This window comes from Azospirillum sp. B4 (genome assembly GCF_000333275.1).
Classification (GTDB): Bacteria; Pseudomonadota; Alphaproteobacteria; order Azospirillales; family Azospirillaceae; genus Nitrospirillum.
In genome coordinates this window covers 103684-120572 of record NZ_BACU01000527.1, presented here as the reverse complement: position 1 = coordinate 120572, position 16889 = coordinate 103684, and the positions used below count along the sequence as shown (strand labels likewise).

Here is a 16889-nt window from a genome sequence, read left to right as displayed (position 1 = left end):
AGGCCCTTGCCATACCTTGCAGCGCTAGGCATTATGCATCGCACCACAAGGCATGAGGCGACGTCTTGCGGGAGAGGAGCGTGCCTGACACGTGGCGGGGCCTCGCAGAAATGCCTGCTGACCGCTGGTGTCACGCCGCGCCCTGGACGGCACGCCCCCCGTCATCCACAACCTGAACCCCAGCCCATCCCATGGCAGAGAACAATTCCAACTTCATGAGCGGCGTGCCCGAACTGCTGATCTTGCGCCTGGTGCGGGAGAAGGAGATGTACGGGTATGAGCTGGTGCAGGCCATCCGTGAACGCAGCAAAGAGGCCATCGCGCTCGGCGAAGGCGTCATCTACCCGGTGTTGCATGCGCTGGAGCGGGACGGCGCCCTGTCATCCTCACGCAAGACCGTGAACGGCCGCAGCCGTGTCTATTACGCGCTGACCGCCGCCGGCGCCAAGCGGCTGGATGATCTGGCCGGCAACTGGTCGCGCCTGACCGACGCCATCCAGAGCATCCTGGTCAGCGGGGCGCAACATGCTTGACGGCTTCACCGTTTTGCGGGAACGCCTGCTGACCGCCGGCATCGCGCCCCGCCACGCCGGCCGTTATATCGCCGAACTGCGCGACCATGCCGCTGACCTGGCGGAGGAGGAAAGGGCAGCCGGCCTGCCGGAGCAAGAGGCCGACGCCCGCGCCCTGAGCCGCCTGGGCGGGGCGGACGACCTGGTCCAGGCCATGGTCGCACGGGGCGACTTCCTGTCGTGGAGCGCCCGCGCGCCCTGGGCGGTCTACGGCCTGGGCGCCGTGCTGGGCCTGCTAGCGGCCTATGCCGTGGCCGTGGCCATCCTGGCGGCCATCATCGAGACCCACCGCCCGGTGTGGGGCGCCCATCCCGAGTTGCCGCTGTGGTTCGACACCGCCTTCGACGGTGTCCGCTATGCCACCGGTGTGCTGGCGCCGCCGGCGCTGGGCGGCCTGTTCGCCGTCATGGCGACACGCCAGCGCATGACGGCGCTGTGGCCCACCATCGCCCTGCTGGTTATCGGCATCGCCGGCGCCTGTGGGACCTGGTCCTTCAACCGCGGCGACGGCCACGGCAGCCCGATGGAACTGGGGGTGAACTTCGGCATCTCCACCGTGGACACCTCGGTCCGCCATATCGTCATCAACCTGCTGCTGACGCTGGCGCCCTATATCGCCTGGCACGTCTGGCGGAAGGCGGTGGTGCAGTATTCCGGCCTGGGACCGGAGGATGAACCGGGCGGCCCGCTGGTCCACGGCTGACGCCACACACGTCAAGGAATCATAAGATGTCCAAGCGACTGGGGAGGGGCGGTGGCCTTTCCGCCCTGATGCTGGCGGCCGTCCTTTTCCCGGCCACGGTCGGCGCTCAGCAACCGTCACAAGCCCCTACTGCCGCCCCAGTGGCCGCCCCAGCGGCCACCGGCCCCGCCGCCACCCAACCCAACAATGATGGCGGGCTGGTGGGGGAAATCATCATCACACCCAGCTTCCTGCCGACGCCGGAGGAGGTGAAGGCCTACCATGATGAGGAATACGCCCGCCTGAAGGGCATCTACGCCCCTCCCCCGCCGGTGGTGTCGCGCGGCGACGTCCTGAGCCGGCCCAAGGACCTGAACACCGGCACGGTGGCGGGCCCGAAGTCCGTCAACTGCGCCAATGTTGGGGAGTGCCGGTCAGCTTATGGCGGGAACTAAGCCCCGCCCCACGCCGCGACCACATCCCCGCTTTCCACCAACAGGGCGCAGTTCTTGGACAGCGCGTACAAAGCACCCCAGTGCAGGGCCGGTTCATAGGCGGCACAGGCATCCGCCACGATGAAGACGTTGAAATCGCGGTGGAAGGCGTCGCGGACGGTGCAGTCGACGCAGCATTCGGTGGTGAAGCCGCAGACCACCAGGGTGTCGATGCCCCGGGCCTTCAGGTCCGCCTCGAAGGTCGTGCCGGCGAAGGCGGAGAACAGCACCTTCTCCACCTCCATCTCGCCGGCCGCCGGCGCCACGCCGTGATAGTCGGCGCCTGGCGTGCCGGCGCGACAGATGCCTACCGCCTCCGCCGGCCAGCCGCGCCGTTCATAGAGGGCCTTCAGCGCGGCACCATCGGTGTCGGGCCGGGTGATGACACGGATGAACACCGGCGGCACGCCGGCGGCGCGGGCGGCGTCCAGCAATGGACGGATGCGGTCCAAGGTCGGCTCCACCACGCCCAGATCCACGCCGGCCTGGCCGATGGCGCCTTCCGGCGCGATGAAATCCACCTGCGGGTCGATAATCAGCAGAGCCGTGCGGCCTGGCCGTATCATGGGCGCCAGGGTGGCGGCCGGCACCGGCGGGTCCAGGGTCAGGCTGACGGTCACGGCCCCAGTTTGGACGCCCTCTTTCAGTATCGTCGGCATCAGTAGGGCTTGTCCCCGGCAATGGTGACACGGAAGCCGGAGCGGACGTTGGGGAAATAGTCCCACACCGCCAGGTGCTGCACCGCCCGGTTGTCCCAGAACGCCACCGAATGGGGTTCCCAGCGGAAGCGGATCTGGAAATTCGGATTCTTCACGTGGTCGAACAGCATGGCAAGGATGGCCTTGCTCTCCTCCTCCGGCACGCCCTCGATGCGGGTGGTGTAGGAGGAGTTCACGAACAGGCACTTGCGCCCCGTCACCGGATGGGTGCGCACCACCGGGTGGCTATTGCAGGGGTAGCGCTTGTCGTAGTCCTTGAACAGCGCGTGGTAGACGGGGTTGGCGTCGTGCACCGCCGTCAACCCGTCCAGGTAGGCCTTCATGCGGTCCGACAGCGCGTCATAGGCGGCAACCATGCTGGAGAAGCAGGTGTCGCCCCCCACCGGCGGCAGGGTGTGGATGTAGAGGATGCTGCCCAGCGGCGGCTCCGCGTCACAGCTGAGGTCGGAGTGCCAGTTCTCCCCCGCCACGTATTTGGAATTGGCGTCCGCGTGGATGGCCACGATCTCCGGATGGCCGTCGATGCCGGCCACGGCGGAATGGATGGCCAGCCGGCCAAAGTGCCGGCCAAAGGCCTTGTGCGCCTCATGCGTCAGCGCCTGCTGGTCGCGGAAGAAGATCACCTGATGGCGGGCGAAGGCGTCCTTCACCTCCGCCACCTGCAGGTCGGTCAGCGGCTGCGACAGGTCGATGCCCAGCAGTTCCGCCCCCAGCGCCACGGCGCTGGGCTTGATCCGGAAGCTCTGATACTCGCGGATGCTGTTGTCCATGGCGTCACACCTTAGCGGGAAAGGCCTCACGGATGGCCGGCAGCACCTCTTGGGCGAAGCGCGGCACACCGGTGATGTAGTCGGGGAAGATCAGCATCATGCCATCCAGGTCGCAGCCACCCAGCATGTCGATCAGCTTGGCCGCGATCGTCTTGGGCGCGCCCATCAGGTGGCTGGACATGAAGCCGGACTTGGCCTTGGTGGTGAAGTCGTTCTGGCGGCCGATCTCCACATCCAGGAAGCCGTAGGCCTTCATCATGCCGCGCCAGGCGCCCTCGTCGAAGCCCTCGACGTACTTCGCCGCCAGTGCCTCGGCCTCCGCATCCGTGTCGCCCAGCACCAGGGTCATCATGGAGTAGGTCTTGATGGTGCGCCCGGCCTCTTTCGCCATGGCCTTGGCCATGCCGCTGTTCTTGGCCAGTTCTTCCTTGCTGGAACCGGACAGGAAGATGGCGTCCATCTCGTTGATGGTGAAGGCCATGCCCCGCTTGCTGGACCCGGCGCAGACCAGGAAGGGACGGGAGAAGGGCTTGGGGTCGGACTGGCAGTCCGTCAGGGTCACGTACTTGCCCTGGTAATCGACCGTGTCCTCGGTCCACAGCCGCTTGATGGCGTGCACCCACTCCTCGGCGAAGGTATAGCGCTCGTCGTGGTCCAGCTCGTCCCGCCAGGCGCCCATCTGCTCGAACTCGCCCTTGTAGGAGCCGTTGACGACGTTCAGGCCGGCGCGGCCCTGGCTGATGTGGTCCAGGGTCATGATCATCTTGGCGGTGACGGCCGGGTTCTGCAGCAGGGTGTGGACCGTGGCCCACACCTTGACCTCCTTCGTCACCTCCGCCAGGCCCGCCATCATCATCTGGCTTTCCATGGCGTAGCGCCAATGCTCGGTGGTGCCGCCGTAGCCGCGCCACTTGGCCATGGCCATGATGAAGTCATAGCCCGCACCATCGGCCAGCTGGGCCACCTGACGGTTATAGGCGTAGGAGCCATCGATGGGGGGCGCGGAGGAGGACAGGATCCAGCCGCCGTTGGCGATGGGCAGGAAGATGCCCAGGTCCTTGCCCCCCGCGTCGGAGGGCAAGGGCGCGCGCTTCAGGTCGATCGTCTGCGTCATGATGGAACCAGGCCTCCCTTAGAACGAGTAATTGACGCTGAACAGCATCTGGCGCGGCGGAATGTACTGGTTGCTGACCACGCCGCTGCCGTAAGGGTCGGTGTAGCGGCCCGCGATGCCGGCCCGGTCCAGCAGGTTGGTGACGGTGAAGGTGGCCCGCCACGGCCCGCTTTGCGGGGTGTATTCGAAGAACAGGTTCACTTGGCTGTACGACGGCACATGGTCCACCCCGGCCTCGTTGAACACCCGCGCCTCATAATCGCTGCGGAACAGCACTTCGGCCCGCGACACCAGCGTACCGTAATTGCCCAGGGTTTGCTGCCAGCTGGCGTTGACGCCGCCGGCGGCGCCCGGCATGTCGGGCGGGGTGTTGCCCTTCACGTTGATGGACTGGGCGGCGCGGATGGCGAACCACTGCGCACTCCAGGGATATGTCACGCCGGCGGCCACGGCCTTGGCGGCGGCGGCATCGGCCAGGCGCCGGTCCAACGCCGAATAGCTGTCGGGAATCTCGCCATCCATAAGGGTCAGGTTGGCGCCCAGTTCCAGGCGGTTGTCCAGCAGGCGGTACTTGGCTTCGACCTCCGCACCCCACATGTTCACCTGGGGGATGTTGCCGATACCGCCGCTGTAGGGCACCGGATCCTCCTCGATGTACTGCATGTTCTTATATTTGGAGTAGAAGGCCGACAGGTTGACGTTCAGGTGGTTGGCCAGGAAGCGGTTCTTGGACCCCAGCTCGAAGCTGTCCACCGTCTCCTTCTGGTAACTGCCGGAGACGACCATGGCGCTGCTGGTCCCGGTGTTGATGCCACCGGGCTTATAGCCGCGCGACCAGCTGGCATAGACCATGTTGTCCGGCGTCAGGTCGAAGTCGGTCTCGGCCTTGCCGGTCAGGGCGTAGACGTTGGTGGAGCGGGGCGAGGGCGTGCCGTAGTAGTCGGAGCCCCAGCCGTCATATTGGTCGACGTTATAGCGGACGCCGCCGGTGAGGCGCAGCCGGTCGCTCAGGTGATAGGTGCCCTGGATGAAGGGCGCCACGCTGTCGCGGTCGACCGAGGACAGGTTCTCATAGCTGAGGTTGCTGGGGATGGCGGAGGGCGAGGTGCTGGTGGGCAGCACCGGTGTCGGGTCGCTGCCGTCGGTGCCCTTGTACTCCACCACGTACTGGCTGCTATGGCTGTGCATGTAGAAGACGCCGGCGATCCAGTCCAGGTCCGTGCCGGGGTTGGAGCTCAGCGTCACCTCCTCCATCAGCGCGCGGCTCTTGGTGTTCCAGGCGGCCACGGTGTCATAGCCGCCGAATAGCGCCACGGTGCTGCGGTCGCTGTCGAAAGATTGCTTGGCGTCCATGTACTGGTAGCTGCTGATGGACTTCAGGTTGCCGAACGGCAGCGAATAGTTGACCGTCAGCGTATCGACATCCATGGCCAGCTTGAACTTGGCCGGATAATCCTGGGTCACCTGGCGCGGATCGGGGTTGGGATCGTCCAGCGCCTTCAGGGCGGAGCCGTGGTGGTCGTCGTCGAAATGCTGGCCCGTCAGGGTGACGGTCAGGTTGTCGGTGGGCTGCCACAGGCCGGACAGCTTGTAATTGACGTTGTTGGCGTCATCCAGGGCATAACCGCCGGCCACCCCGGTGGCGGTGGAATAGCCGTCGTGGCTGGTCTTCTGCACCACGGCGCGGATGGCGGCGGTGTCGCCTACCGGCACGTTCAGCGCGGCCTTGCCCATGGCGTAGCTGTAGTTGCCGAAGGTGGCGGTGACGTCGCCCCCCAGCTTGCCCAGTTCCGGCTGCTTGCTGATCACATTGATGGCGCCGCCGGTGGAGCTCTGGCCGAACACGGTGCCCTGCGGCCCGCGCAGCACCTCGACATGGTCGACGTCCAGGAAGCCCAGGTTCAGGGCGATGTTGTTGGGGATGTAGACGTTGTCGATATGGAAGGACACGCCCGGCTGGGTGAAGAAGTTCTCCGGCGTCTGCGAACCCACGCCGCGGATGGAGACGATGACCTCCGCCCCGCCGCTGGGGGTGATCTGCAGGCCGGGGACATAACCGTTCAGACCCAGCGGCCCGGTGACGTTGCCCTTCTCCAGCGCGTCGGCGGAGATGGCGGTGACGGACAGGGCGGCCTTCTGCAGGTCCACCTGGCGCTTTTCCGCCGTGACGATGATCGGTTCCAGCGCGTCCAGGTCGGCGTCGCTGGCGGCGCCCGCCGGGGCGTCCACTGGCGCGGGTGGGGTCTGAGCGTAGGCGGACGCGGCCGTCATCATCGCCGCCGCCAGCGCGCCCTGCCAATACCGCAGCTTCATATCTCTCAACATGCCCGACCCCCATTCTTGGTAGATGACGATGTGCATCGTCTTGGGGGCAAGCATGCGGGCATCCGGTAAAGTATTCTTGTTATAGGACGCCCGGGAAATTGCCTGAATTCACCATTCCCCATGCCCACCATCACCCCTGCCAAAGCCCATTATTCATCTTGTCCGGGAAGGCATGAGGGCGCCACCCGCAGATACCCTGCGGATGGCGCCCTGATCGCCCCATTTGATATTTTTATTCTTTGAACGCGTTCAGCTCGCCTGCGCCTGCGGCACCACGCCTTCGGCCTCCGGGCCGCGCCGGACGAAAGGGCCGGCACCACTCAGCATCGGCCGTCCCAGCATCGCCAGGGGCACGATGGCCGCCACCATCAGCACGGCATAGAGGTAGAAGATGGGGGCGAAGGTGCCGATCTGGTCGGCAATGGCGCCGGCCGCCACCGGCCCCGCCGCCGCCACGGTGGTGATGGTCCACACCATGCCCAACACCTGCGACCCGATGTCCTTGCCGAAATACTCCAGCAGCAGGACGCTGGCGGCCAGATAGGCCAAGCCCCAGCCGATGCCGAAAGCCAGCGCGAAGGCGCCAATGCCGATCATCGTGCCGGCATGGGCGAACAGGGCGATACCCACCACCTGCAATGCCAGGCCGACCACCAGCAGCCGCCGGGTGGACATGATCTCGCACAAGGGGCCGGCCACCCCCTTGGCCACCGTCATGACCAGGGCCATGGCGGCCAGGGCGAAGGCCGCCGTGTCGGGCGCCACGCCCAGGATGCCCAGGTGGTTCAGCGCCACGCTGTTGATGGTGGTGACGCAGGCCATGGTCATGGTCATGGAAGCGGCGACGGCCAGGAACTGCGGTGTGGCGATGGCGGTGCGGTAGGTCCAGCCGGTGGCCGTCGCCTCCGCCGGGCTGGCGGCGGCGTCTCCCGCAGAGTCCCCCGCACAGTCCCCCACTGGGGCGTCGGCCTCGATGGCGCGGTCGCGCAGGCACAGCAGGTTGACCACGGTGACGGCCACGGCCACGCCGGCCATTTCCATCCAATAGACACGCCAGTCGGAACTGAAGGAAACGATGGCGCGGGCCAGCGGCGGGCCCACCACGCCACCAAAGGCGCCAATCATCAGGTACAGCCCGATCATGCGGGCCGAACGGCGCGGGAACCAACAAGCGATGGCATAGATGGCCGGCACGTTGCCGGTCAGCGAATAACCCAGGCCCAGCAGCAGCATGGCCGCGTAGAACGCCAGCAGGCCGTGGGTGTATGAGGCCAGCATGTAGGCCGCCACCAGCACGACACCGCCCAGCGCCATGGTGTAGCGGGGGCCGATGCGCTTCATCAGCGTGGTGGGGAAGACGCTGGACAAGCCGCAGGCGATGCCCAGCAGGGAAAAGCTGAAACCGGCCGCCTTGAAGGACCAGTGCAATTCGCCGACCATGGTGTAGAGCACCACGCCCAGCGAGGCGAACGTCGCGGCGTTGAGGAAAAAGAAGCTCAACGACACCGCCGCCAAGACCAACCACTCTCGCCGCATCAGGAAACTCCCGGGCCATGGTGTTAAGTCATCACCGAAACGCTATCAGCCGATGCGGTCGCCGCGCTTGCCAACAGGCGAACAAACTTATGCTGAAAACGTCCGCCCACTGTGATGATAGGCACACTTAATGGTTCTAGCGCCTAAAAAAACAGCGATATTAAAAATGCTCAATAATTAACCATGTCAGCGGGGTGTTTTGGTCAGCGGACCGGCCAGGCGCCACGCGGCGTCAGCCCCGCCCGGACCAGCAGGGCGGCCTGCGACGCCCGCGCCTCAAGCCTCAGCGCATCCTCGTCCACCGTCAGGCAGCGGCCCTCACGCACGACGACGCGCCCATCCACCACCACGTCACGGACCGATCGGCCATCCGTGCCCCACACCAGCTGCAGGGCAGGATCGCCGGCCACCATGAAGGGGGCGGCCTTGGGGTCGTGCACCACCAGGTCGGCGCGCTTGCCCACCTCCAGCGAGCCGATGCGGTCGGCCATGCCAATGGCCCGCGCACCGTCGACGGTGGCCAGGGCGAAGACCGTATCGGCGCCGAAACGATGAGCGTCCAGGCTCATGTCCCGGGCCAGGCCGGCGGCCAGGGCGGCAGCGCGGTGGATGTCCGGCAGGTCGCCGGCGTTGGGCGCGTCGCACCCCAGCGCCACCCGCCCGCCGCGCAGCACCATCTCCGCATGCCGCCCGGCCCGGCTGACGCCCTGGGCCAAGCGCAGGTAGGCCCAGGGGCAATAGGCCACCGCCGTGTCGCTGGCCAGCAGGGCGTCCATCTCCGCATCGTCCAGCCAGACGGCATGGGCCAGCAGCAGGTGCGGACCCAGCACGCCCAAGTCGGCCAGGTGCAGCAGCGGCCGCCGGCCCGACCGGCGCAGGTAGGCCGCCACGTCCGCCTCGGTGGGGGAGATGTGCATGGTCATCCCCACACCCCGCCGCCGCGCCAGGTCGGCGGCGCCGGCCAGCAGGACGTCGCTGGCCAGGTCGTGCCCCACCAGGGTGACCCAGCCTTCCACCAATCCCCCGCCCTTGGGCAGGCCGTCGAGCACGGCCGTCTGGCGGGCCAGCACCTCATCCGCCGGGGCGGCATAAGGGGCGTTGTCGACGTCCCAGCCCCAGCAACCGACGGCGCCCCGGATGCCCACCCCGGCCAAGCCGGCGGCGACACGGGATGGATGGGCCACGGTCCCGGCCTCCACCAGCGTGGTGGTACCGTATTTCAGGGATTCCACGGCGCTCAGCGTGGCCGACAGCTCATCATCATCAGCGGTGTGGGCGCCATGGATGGGCACGGCCCAGCCGAAGATGGACTCGTCCGACGACTGCCGGTCGGGGATCAGGCTGCGCACCAGCGGGTCGCCCGTCAGGTGCTGGTGCGCGTTGATCAGACCGGGGGTGATCAGTCCGCCGCCAGCCTCCAGCACCGGTGCGTAGGGCCAGCGCGCCCGCAAGGCCGCCGCCTTGTCCACCGCAATGATCGCGCCATCGGCGATGGCGACACCGCCGTCGCGCCACACCGCGCGGTCGGCATCCATGGTGACGACATCGCCACCCAGGACCAACAGGTCGGGGACGGTGCCCTCCATGCTCAGGCCCGGCCGCACAACGCCAGGGCCGCCAGGGCATACAGGCGGGTGCAGTCCACCAGGTCGTCGATGCTGGGCCGCCACCGCCGCGGGCCCATGGTCACCGAGGGAATGCGGTTCATGTTGAAGACGTTGTGGTCGCGCCACATGCTGGAATAGACGGAAGCGCTGATGGGCTGGGGCCCGCCCCGCACCCGGCCATGGGCGTGGTCCAGCGCCATCCGCAGGGGCTGCACCGCCTGCGGGTCGGCGGTATAGCCGTGGCGCACAGTGTAGGGCTGGATCTTGACGTCACCAAACCCGGCGTCACGGAAGGCGCGCTTCAGGTCGCGGTCCACGGCGGCGATGGTCTGCACCGGCGTCAGCGCCACCTGGACGTAGATGTTGCACACCTCGCTGGCGGCACCCATCGCCTGGGGCGTGCCGCCCCGGATGGCGCCGATCTGCACCTTGGGCACGGCGGTGCCGCCGGGGCCCTCATAGCGGTGCTTCACCTCATACTCCCGCGCCCAGCGCTGGATGATCTCAATGGCCGGGGCCACCTTGACCAGGGGGCTGGGGTGGTCGGCCAGCGACTCCGGGTGGGTCAGCAGGGGGGTGAACACCCCCTGGCCGTAGAGGGTGACGCGAAAGTCGGCGTAGCCGCAGGCCGTCCAGTTCACGCCGAAATCCGTGCCCTCGGCCGAAATGACGTAGTCCGGCGCCACCCCGCCGTGGGACATCAGATAGCAGGCGCCCAGTTCCTTGCCCAGGTAGTCGACACCGCCCCGCTCCTCCGCCGGTTCCGGCCCGATCTCCCCCGGGCACGCCGTCAGGTACATCAGACCGCTGAGGTCGATGCCGGCCTTTTTCAGCGCCTTCGCCGCCATCAGGAAACAGGCCATCGGGCCCCGGTCGTTGCCCACGGCGTGGCCGAAGAAGGTCTCCCCTTCCAGCCAGGCGCCCAGCCACTGGGGATCCTTCACCGTTTCCGGGCGGTAGGTGTACTGGTCCGTCTCATCATAGAACGGGCTCTCGGTATCAAGATGGCTGGTGAACAGCAGGTTGGGACCGTCGCCCTTGCCGCCATAGGTGCCGATGACGTTGAAGCGGTGCTCCACCAGCCCGGCCTTACGGGGCGCGAAGCCGTTCTCCGCCATCCAGTCATGGACGAACTCACCCGCCCGCCGCTCCTGCCGCATGGGCGAGGGGATGCCGCACAGGTCCAGCACCAGCTTCACCAGTTCATCCCGGTCGATGGCGGCGCCAATGGCGGCCGCGTCCTCATCGGAAACCGTCCACGGGACGTCATGCATCGTCATACCCAATCCCCTGCCCCTGTGTTGATACCCGCCTTCGCGTGCGGGTGCTTTCTACAGGGGATGATAGGTGCTGGCCCCGCCCCCGCTCTTGCCGATTAACGCATGAAAGCTTGCACGCGGGGAATGGGCCGGCGGGGCGTCGCCCCAGCGAAAGCGGCCATGCGCGTGCAGGCAAGATCGGCGCATCCGCCGGCCCTAAGGTTTCCCCCATGAGGCGCCCCGCCAGGGGCCGCCGGGACCGCATGAACCAGGGGGAACAATGACCGTGCAATTGGATCGCGCCGCTGCGGCGGAACGGCACAGGATCCGGCCCACGCTGCACCTGCTGCCGGCCACGCCGCGCACTGTGCACTGGGGCTACTTCACCCCCACCCAGGCGCCGGCCCTCACGGTCAAGAGTGGCGACATCATCCAGGCCGAAGCCATCACCCATCATGCCGGCGACGCGCCCGACCTGATGATGGATGAGGCGGTGACCCGCATCTTCACGGAAATCGCCGAGGCCGACCGCAACCCCGGCGTCCACATCATGACCGGCCCCATTTATGTCGAGGGCGCCAAGCCCGGCGACATGCTGGAGGTCCACTACCTGAAGATGACGCCCCGCACCCGCTACGGTTCGAACCTGGCGGCCAACTGGGGCCACCTGTTCAAGGAGATGGGGGAGAAGGAGCGGGTGACGATCTACGAGATCGACGCCATGAGCCAGCAGGCGCACGCCCTCTACGCCTATGACTTTCCCGGCCGCTACGACGTCCCGGGCAAGATCACCAACTGCCCGGAATGCGACCGGCAGTCGGCCCTGCCCGGCGTGCGCGTGCCGGTGCGGCCGCACCTGGGCACCGCCGGCGTGGCGCCGGACGTGGCCGGCCGGGTCAGCACCATCCCGCCGGGCCTGCATGGCGGCAACATCGACAACTGGCGCATCGGCGCCGGCGCCACGATGTATTACCCGGTGCAGGTGGATGGCGCCCTGTTCTCCATCGGCGACCCCCACGTCTCGCAAGGCGATGGGGAACTGAGCGGCACCGCCATCGAGGCGTCGCTGAACGTCATGTTCCAGGTCTTCCTACGCAAGGACTTCCAGTTCCCGTCGCCCCTGTTGGAGACGCCGGACTGCTGGATCGTCCACGGTTTCGACCCCGATCTGAACGTCGCCATGCGCAACGCCTCGGTCGACATGCTGAAGCTGCTGACCGAACAGCAGAATTTGAGCCGCGACGACGCCTACTCCTTGATGAGCATCGCGGCCGACTTCGGCGTCACCCAGGTGGTGGATGGCACGCAGGGCATCCATGTCCGCATCCCGCGCGGCATTTTCCCTCCGCGGGAAGACTGACACCGCGACGATCACACGAAAAACGAGGGGCCAGGTGGTTCCGGGCGGCAGAGCCCAGGGGCCCATACGGCCCGAGGGGCATGGCGTGGGGGTTCAAACGATGAAGCACTCTTTCCTGAATGACGCCTTTTTCAACGGCCTGGACAGCTCGGCCCTGGGCGTGGAGGCGGCGGAGACCTTGCCGCCGCTGTGCTACACCGACCGCGAATTCTATGAGTTCGAGAAAGAGGCGTTGTTCAATCACGAATGGCTGTGCGTCGGCCGCGAGTCCTGGGTGAAGGAAGCGGGCGACTACTTCACAACCAGTATCATCGACGAACCCATCGTGGTGGCGCGGGGCCGCGACGGCGCCATCCGCGCCATGTCCAGCGTCTGCCAGCACCGCGCCATGCTGGTGGCGGAGGGCCAAGGCAACACCCGCGCCTTCCTATGCCCCTATCACCACTGGTCCTACGGCCTGGACGGGCAGTTGATCGGCGCGCCGGCCATGGAGAAGACCTGCAACTTCGACAAGAAGGACATCAAGCTGCCCCAGTTCAAGGTGGAACTGTGGCACGGCTTCATCTTCGTGAATTTCGACCTGGACGCCGCCCCCCTGGCCCCGCGCCTGGCGGCGCTGGAGGGGGTGATGGCGCCCTATTCGATGGCTGGCCTGAACGGCCCCGCACCGGACCGGGACATCAAGTTCCCCTGGAACTGGAAGGTGATGTTCGAGAACAACAACGACGGCTATCACGCCAACCGCCTGCACGGCGGCGCCCTGCACGACTTCGTGCCGTCGCGCCTGGCGGCCTTCCCCGACGACCTGCCGGCGGATACGGCGGGGTACTACCGCACCAACGGCACCCTGCACGCCGACGCCAGCTTCAACCCCACGCAGAAGGCCATCTTGCCGGTCTTCCCCGCGCTGGGCGAGGCGGAGCGCAACCGCATGCTGTTCGTCAACGTGCCGCCCACCCTGTCGCTGGTCATCACCAGCGACATGATCATCTACCTGATCCTGCGGGCCGACGGGGCGGAGACGCACCTGATGGACCAGGGCTATCTGGTGGCACCGGGCGCGCTGGAGGACCCACTGTTCGACGACAAGCTGGCGATGAACAAACACTCCACCGCCGCCATCATCGCCCAGGATCTGCACGTGGATGAGATGGTGCAGGTAGGCCTGCGCTCCCGCCATGCCATCCGCGGCCGCTATTCCTGGCAGGAACAGGCGCAGCGGGAGTTCAATGGCTGGCTGGTGCGTCGGTATAAGGACACCTGGACCCGTGTGAAGCCCACCGCCTGAGCCTGAAAAAGCGCGGCGCGAGGGTCACCTCGTGCCGCGCCATCGTGAACAGCTTTAGGACCCGACCGGGTCCGCCGGAACTTTTCGGGGAGCGTCAGCGGACCGAAAAGTGAGGTAGCCAAGGCGGCGGATGCCGCCGCCCGGCGTTTGAGGGGAAAAAATGACCCGTTTACCCACCATCTTCTTCGGCCATGGCAGCCCCATGAACGCGCTGGAGGACAATGTCTGCACCCGGGAATGGGTGCGCCTGGGAACCAGGCTGGGGACTCCCAAGGCCATCCTGGTCATCTCCGCCCACTGGTACACCCGGGGCACGGCGGTGACGGCGATGGAGCGGCCGCCGACCATCCATGACTTCGGCGCCTTTCCCCAGGCCCTGTTCGACGTCCGCTATCCGGCGCCGGGCAGCCCGGACCTGGCCCGGCGGGTAGCAGAGGTGCTGGCGCCCCTGCCCGTGATCCAGGACCAGAAATGGGGCCTGGACCACGGCACCTGGTCCGTGCTGGTCAAGGCCTTCCCCAAGGCCGATATCCCGGTGGTGCAGCTGAGCATGGACGGGACGCAACCAGCCGCCCACCATTTCGAGGTCGGGCGGCGGCTGGCCAAGCTGCGGGATGAGGGTGTGCTGATCGTGGGCACCGGCAACGTGGTCCACAACCTGGGCCGCATGAACTGGGACCCCAGCACCCCGCCCTATCCCTGGGCGGCGCGTTTCAACGACCTGGTGAAGAACTGCATCGCAACCGACACGCCCCAGCCCATGATCGATTTCCAGAAGGCGGGGCCGGACGCGGCGGCCAGCATACCATCCCCCGATCATTTCCTGCCTTTCCTCTACGTCTTGGGCACCCGCCAGCCGGGCGATGCGGTCACCCTGGTCAACGACCGGGTGGAGCATGGCTCGCTCAGCATGCTGAGCGTCGCCTTTGGCGACCTGGCCGCCTGAGGGAACGCTGATCATGTCCGGTGCCGACGACTGGTTCCCCGTGCGCGTGGCCGCCAAGGTGCGGGATGGGCAGGACGTCTTCCTGTTCGACCTGGCCGACCCGGCGGGCGCCCCCCTGCCCACTTTCCCACCAGGGGCGCACATCGACGTGGCGGTGGGGGAGCTGACGCGCCAGTACTCCCTCTACAGCGCGCCGGCGCAGGGTACCTGTTACAGCATCGCCGTGCAGCGCGAAGCGGAGGGCCGGGGCGGTTCACGGGCCCTCTGCGACGGGGTGGTGGTGGGCGACACCCTGCGCATCCGCCGCCCCCGCGCCCTGTTCGCCCTGGCGGACGATGCCACCTCGCACGTCATGATCGCCGGGGGCATCGGCATCACGCCGCTGCTGTCCATGGCGTCCCATCTGGCAGGGAATGTCAGCGTCACGCTGCATTACCTGGTGCGCCGGCGCGAGCGCGCGGCCCTGCTGGACGCGGCGGCCCAGGCGGTGGGGCAGGGGAACCTGCACCTGCACGTGACGGCGGAAACGGGGCGGCCGGACCTGGCCTCGCTGATCGGCCCGCCGGCACCCGGCCGCCATCTTTATCTCTGCGGCCCCGCCGCCCTGCTGGACGCGGCCACCGCCACGGCCGAAGGATTGGGTTGGCCGGCGAACCATATCCATCTGGAACGCTTCGCCGCCGAGCCCGTGGCCAATGCCGGCGCCAACCGGCCCTTCCTGCTGCGCCTGCGGTCCACCGGCGCCGTCATCCCGGTCATGGCCGACCAGACGGCGGCCGAGGCCCTGGCCGCCGCCAAGGTGGAACTGCCCATTTCCTGCGCCGAGGGCGTGTGCGGCGCCTGCATCACCGGTGTGCTGGACGGCACGCCGGACCATCGCGACTGTGTCCTGACGGACGCGGAGCATGCCGGCAACCGGCTGTTCACCCCCTGCTGTTCCCGCGCCCATAGCGAGATGCTGGTGCTGGACCTGTGACGGCAGCCTGAAGGGCGGTTGGCGGGAGAATCCCCCATTTGCAGAAATGAAAAAGACGGCCGCTCATGATGAGCGGCCGTCTTTTTCATTATTCAGCGAACTGGCGAACGGCGACGCCCTCGGCAGCGATACTGGCGGGCACCAGGAAATCGCCGTTGTCGTTGTCCGCCACGCCGGCGGACTGGCGGTAGGCGCGCGGCGTGGTGCCGTAGCGATCGCGGAAGGCGCGGCTGAAGTGCGCCGCCTCGTTGAAGCCCCAGCGGAAGCAGATCTGGGAAATGCCCAGATGCGCGAAGGTGGGGTTGATCAGGTCGTGACGGCAGCGCTCCAGCCGCCGGTTGCGGACATAGCCGCTGAAGGTCTGGTCGACCTCCTTGAACAGCTTCTGCAGATAGCGGGCGGACCCGCCATATTCATTGGCCACGTCCTCCAGCGTCAGGTCGGGATCGGTCAGCCGCGTCTCGATGATCTGGCAGATGCGCTGCAAGGCCATGGAGCGGATGCCGGCCGCGCCGCGCGCCGTCTGCACCTGCGGATTGTCGGCCAGGGCCGTCATCAGGAACTCCGACAGTGCCATGTCGATGGGCCGCAGCGGGCCTTCGGTCAGCGTGCCGAATGTTTCTGCCAAAGCCTTGAGCATTCCCGAAAGCACGTGCCCAATTCCTGACCGCCCCGGTAAATGCAGAACGCCGAAAGAGAGTGGCGTTATCAATCTTGGGTTGACCGCTGACTTGGGAATTAAAGCGTAAAGCACCTGGAATTTAGTGCTGAAGGACAACGACGCGGGGATTCCCGTCTGTCCATAGATGATATCCTGCGGCGCCAATTCCAGTTTACCGCCCGGGTGGGTCAAGGTGGCGCCGCCCTCGATCAAGACGATCAGCCAGACGGCGTCCACCTTCTTCATCAACCGGCCGGATATTTCCTGCGGCGAGGAAGTGATGCGGGCGAATTCAATGCCCAAAGGGGACTTTAGACAAAACAATTTGGCGAAGAAGTCTTCGTCCTCCGGCAGATGGTCCAGCGGAAGCTTCAGTTTCTCCAGCGCGTCGCGCCATACGTCACGACGTTGTTCGACGGGGAACTGATCGGTGATCAAGTGCCATGCGGTCATCGGAACCCTCGCGCCCCCCTGGTTGCCAGGCGACTGGCCGCCCCTGTCCGGCGGCCACGACTACGGGAATAAGCGCAACTTCCGTACCGTTAAGAATCGAAATCATTTGGCCGCCGGACGCTTGACT

Annotated in this window: 15 protein-coding genes; 7 read left to right on the top strand and 8 right to left on the bottom strand. The window is 66.8% G+C overall.

Features of this window, described 5'->3' with window-relative positions:
• Nucleotides 1-191: 191 nt before the first annotated feature.
• From I55_RS23275 to I55_RS23265, 3 genes are read left to right on the top strand one after another with little or no spacing between them, the layout of a single operon-like run.
• Nucleotides 192-533: a PadR family transcriptional regulator gene (locus I55_RS23275; RefSeq protein ID WP_044562965.1), complete on the top strand. Its 342-nt coding sequence runs from the start codon at nt 192-194 to the stop codon at nt 531-533.
• Nucleotides 526-1275, top strand: coding sequence for a hypothetical protein (locus I55_RS23270; RefSeq protein ID WP_049974418.1), 750 nt, complete (start codon nt 526-528; stop codon nt 1273-1275). Before I55_RS23275 ends, I55_RS23270 begins: the two co-directional genes overlap by 8 nt.
• A 26-nt stretch (nt 1276-1301) precedes the next feature.
• Complete coding sequence (locus tag I55_RS23265) at nt 1302-1709, top strand: hypothetical protein (RefSeq protein WP_148293923.1); 408 nt, start codon at nt 1302-1304, stop codon at nt 1707-1709.
• Here I55_RS23265 and I55_RS23260 read toward each other — a convergent pair.
• The 7 genes from I55_RS23260 to I55_RS23230 all read right to left on the bottom strand — a co-directional run bounded on the left by I55_RS23260 (nt 1706) and on the right by I55_RS23230 (nt 11099).
• Nucleotides 1706-2407, bottom strand: coding sequence for a cysteine hydrolase family protein (locus tag I55_RS23260; RefSeq protein ID WP_083901361.1), 702 nt, complete (start codon nt 2405-2407; stop codon nt 1706-1708). The two genes, I55_RS23265 and I55_RS23260, sit on opposite strands and share 4 nt — an antisense overlap.
• Nucleotides 2407-3237 carry a TauD/TfdA family dioxygenase gene (locus I55_RS23255; RefSeq protein ID WP_044562963.1) on the bottom strand — a complete coding sequence of 277 codons (831 nt, stop codon included), beginning with the start codon at nt 3235-3237 and terminating at the stop codon, nt 2407-2409. Before I55_RS23255 ends, I55_RS23260 begins: the two co-directional genes overlap by 1 nt.
• A 4-nt stretch (nt 3238-3241) precedes the next feature.
• Nucleotides 3242-4351, bottom strand: coding sequence for an LLM class flavin-dependent oxidoreductase (locus I55_RS23250; protein ID WP_044562962.1), 1110 nt, complete (start codon nt 4349-4351; stop codon nt 3242-3244).
• 18 nt (nt 4352-4369) lie between these two features.
• Nucleotides 4370-6730: a TonB-dependent receptor gene (locus tag I55_RS23245; RefSeq protein WP_252181280.1), complete on the bottom strand. Its 2361-nt coding sequence runs from the start codon at nt 6728-6730 to the stop codon at nt 4370-4372.
• A 195-nt stretch (nt 6731-6925) separates the two neighbouring features.
• Nucleotides 6926-8212: a CynX/NimT family MFS transporter gene (locus I55_RS23240; protein WP_083901360.1), complete on the bottom strand. Its 1287-nt coding sequence runs from the start codon at nt 8210-8212 to the stop codon at nt 6926-6928.
• Between the two features lie 203 nt (nt 8213-8415).
• The gene (locus tag I55_RS23235; RefSeq protein WP_044563030.1) at nt 8416-9798 is read right to left on the bottom strand and encodes an amidohydrolase family protein; all 1383 of its coding nucleotides are present in this window, start codon (nt 9796-9798) and stop codon (nt 8416-8418) included.
• Between the two features lie 2 nt (nt 9799-9800).
• On the bottom strand, nt 9801-11099 hold the full coding sequence (locus I55_RS23230) for a peptidase M20 (RefSeq protein WP_044562961.1): 1299 nt from the start codon (nt 11097-11099) through the stop codon (nt 9801-9803).
• 259 nt (nt 11100-11358) lie between these two features.
• Here I55_RS23230 and I55_RS23225 point away from each other — a divergent pair, with 259 nt between their 5' ends.
• From I55_RS23225 to I55_RS23210, 4 genes are all read left to right on the top strand, one after another.
• Complete coding sequence (locus tag I55_RS23225; RefSeq protein WP_044562960.1) at nt 11359-12438, top strand: acetamidase/formamidase family protein; 1080 nt, start codon at nt 11359-11361, stop codon at nt 12436-12438.
• A 100-nt stretch (nt 12439-12538) separates the two neighbouring features.
• Nucleotides 12539-13726 carry an aromatic ring-hydroxylating dioxygenase subunit alpha gene (locus I55_RS23220; RefSeq protein ID WP_044562958.1) on the top strand — a complete coding sequence of 396 codons (1188 nt, stop codon included), beginning with the start codon at nt 12539-12541 and terminating at the stop codon, nt 13724-13726.
• A gap of 160 nt (nt 13727-13886) precedes the next feature.
• Entirely contained in the window at nt 13887-14672 is a 786-nt protein-coding gene (ygiD, locus tag I55_RS23215) for a 4,5-DOPA dioxygenase extradiol (RefSeq protein ID WP_044562957.1), read from the top strand.
• 13 nt (nt 14673-14685) lie between these two features.
• Nucleotides 14686-15648: a PDR/VanB family oxidoreductase gene (locus I55_RS23210; protein ID WP_044563029.1), complete on the top strand. Its 963-nt coding sequence runs from the start codon at nt 14686-14688 to the stop codon at nt 15646-15648.
• 88 nt (nt 15649-15736) lie between these two features.
• On the opposite strand, the gene I55_RS23205 is transcribed toward I55_RS23210, so the two are convergent.
• Complete coding sequence (locus tag I55_RS23205) at nt 15737-16747, bottom strand: AraC family transcriptional regulator (protein ID WP_049974415.1); 1011 nt, start codon at nt 16745-16747, stop codon at nt 15737-15739.
• Nucleotides 16748-16889: the final 142 nt, after the last annotated feature.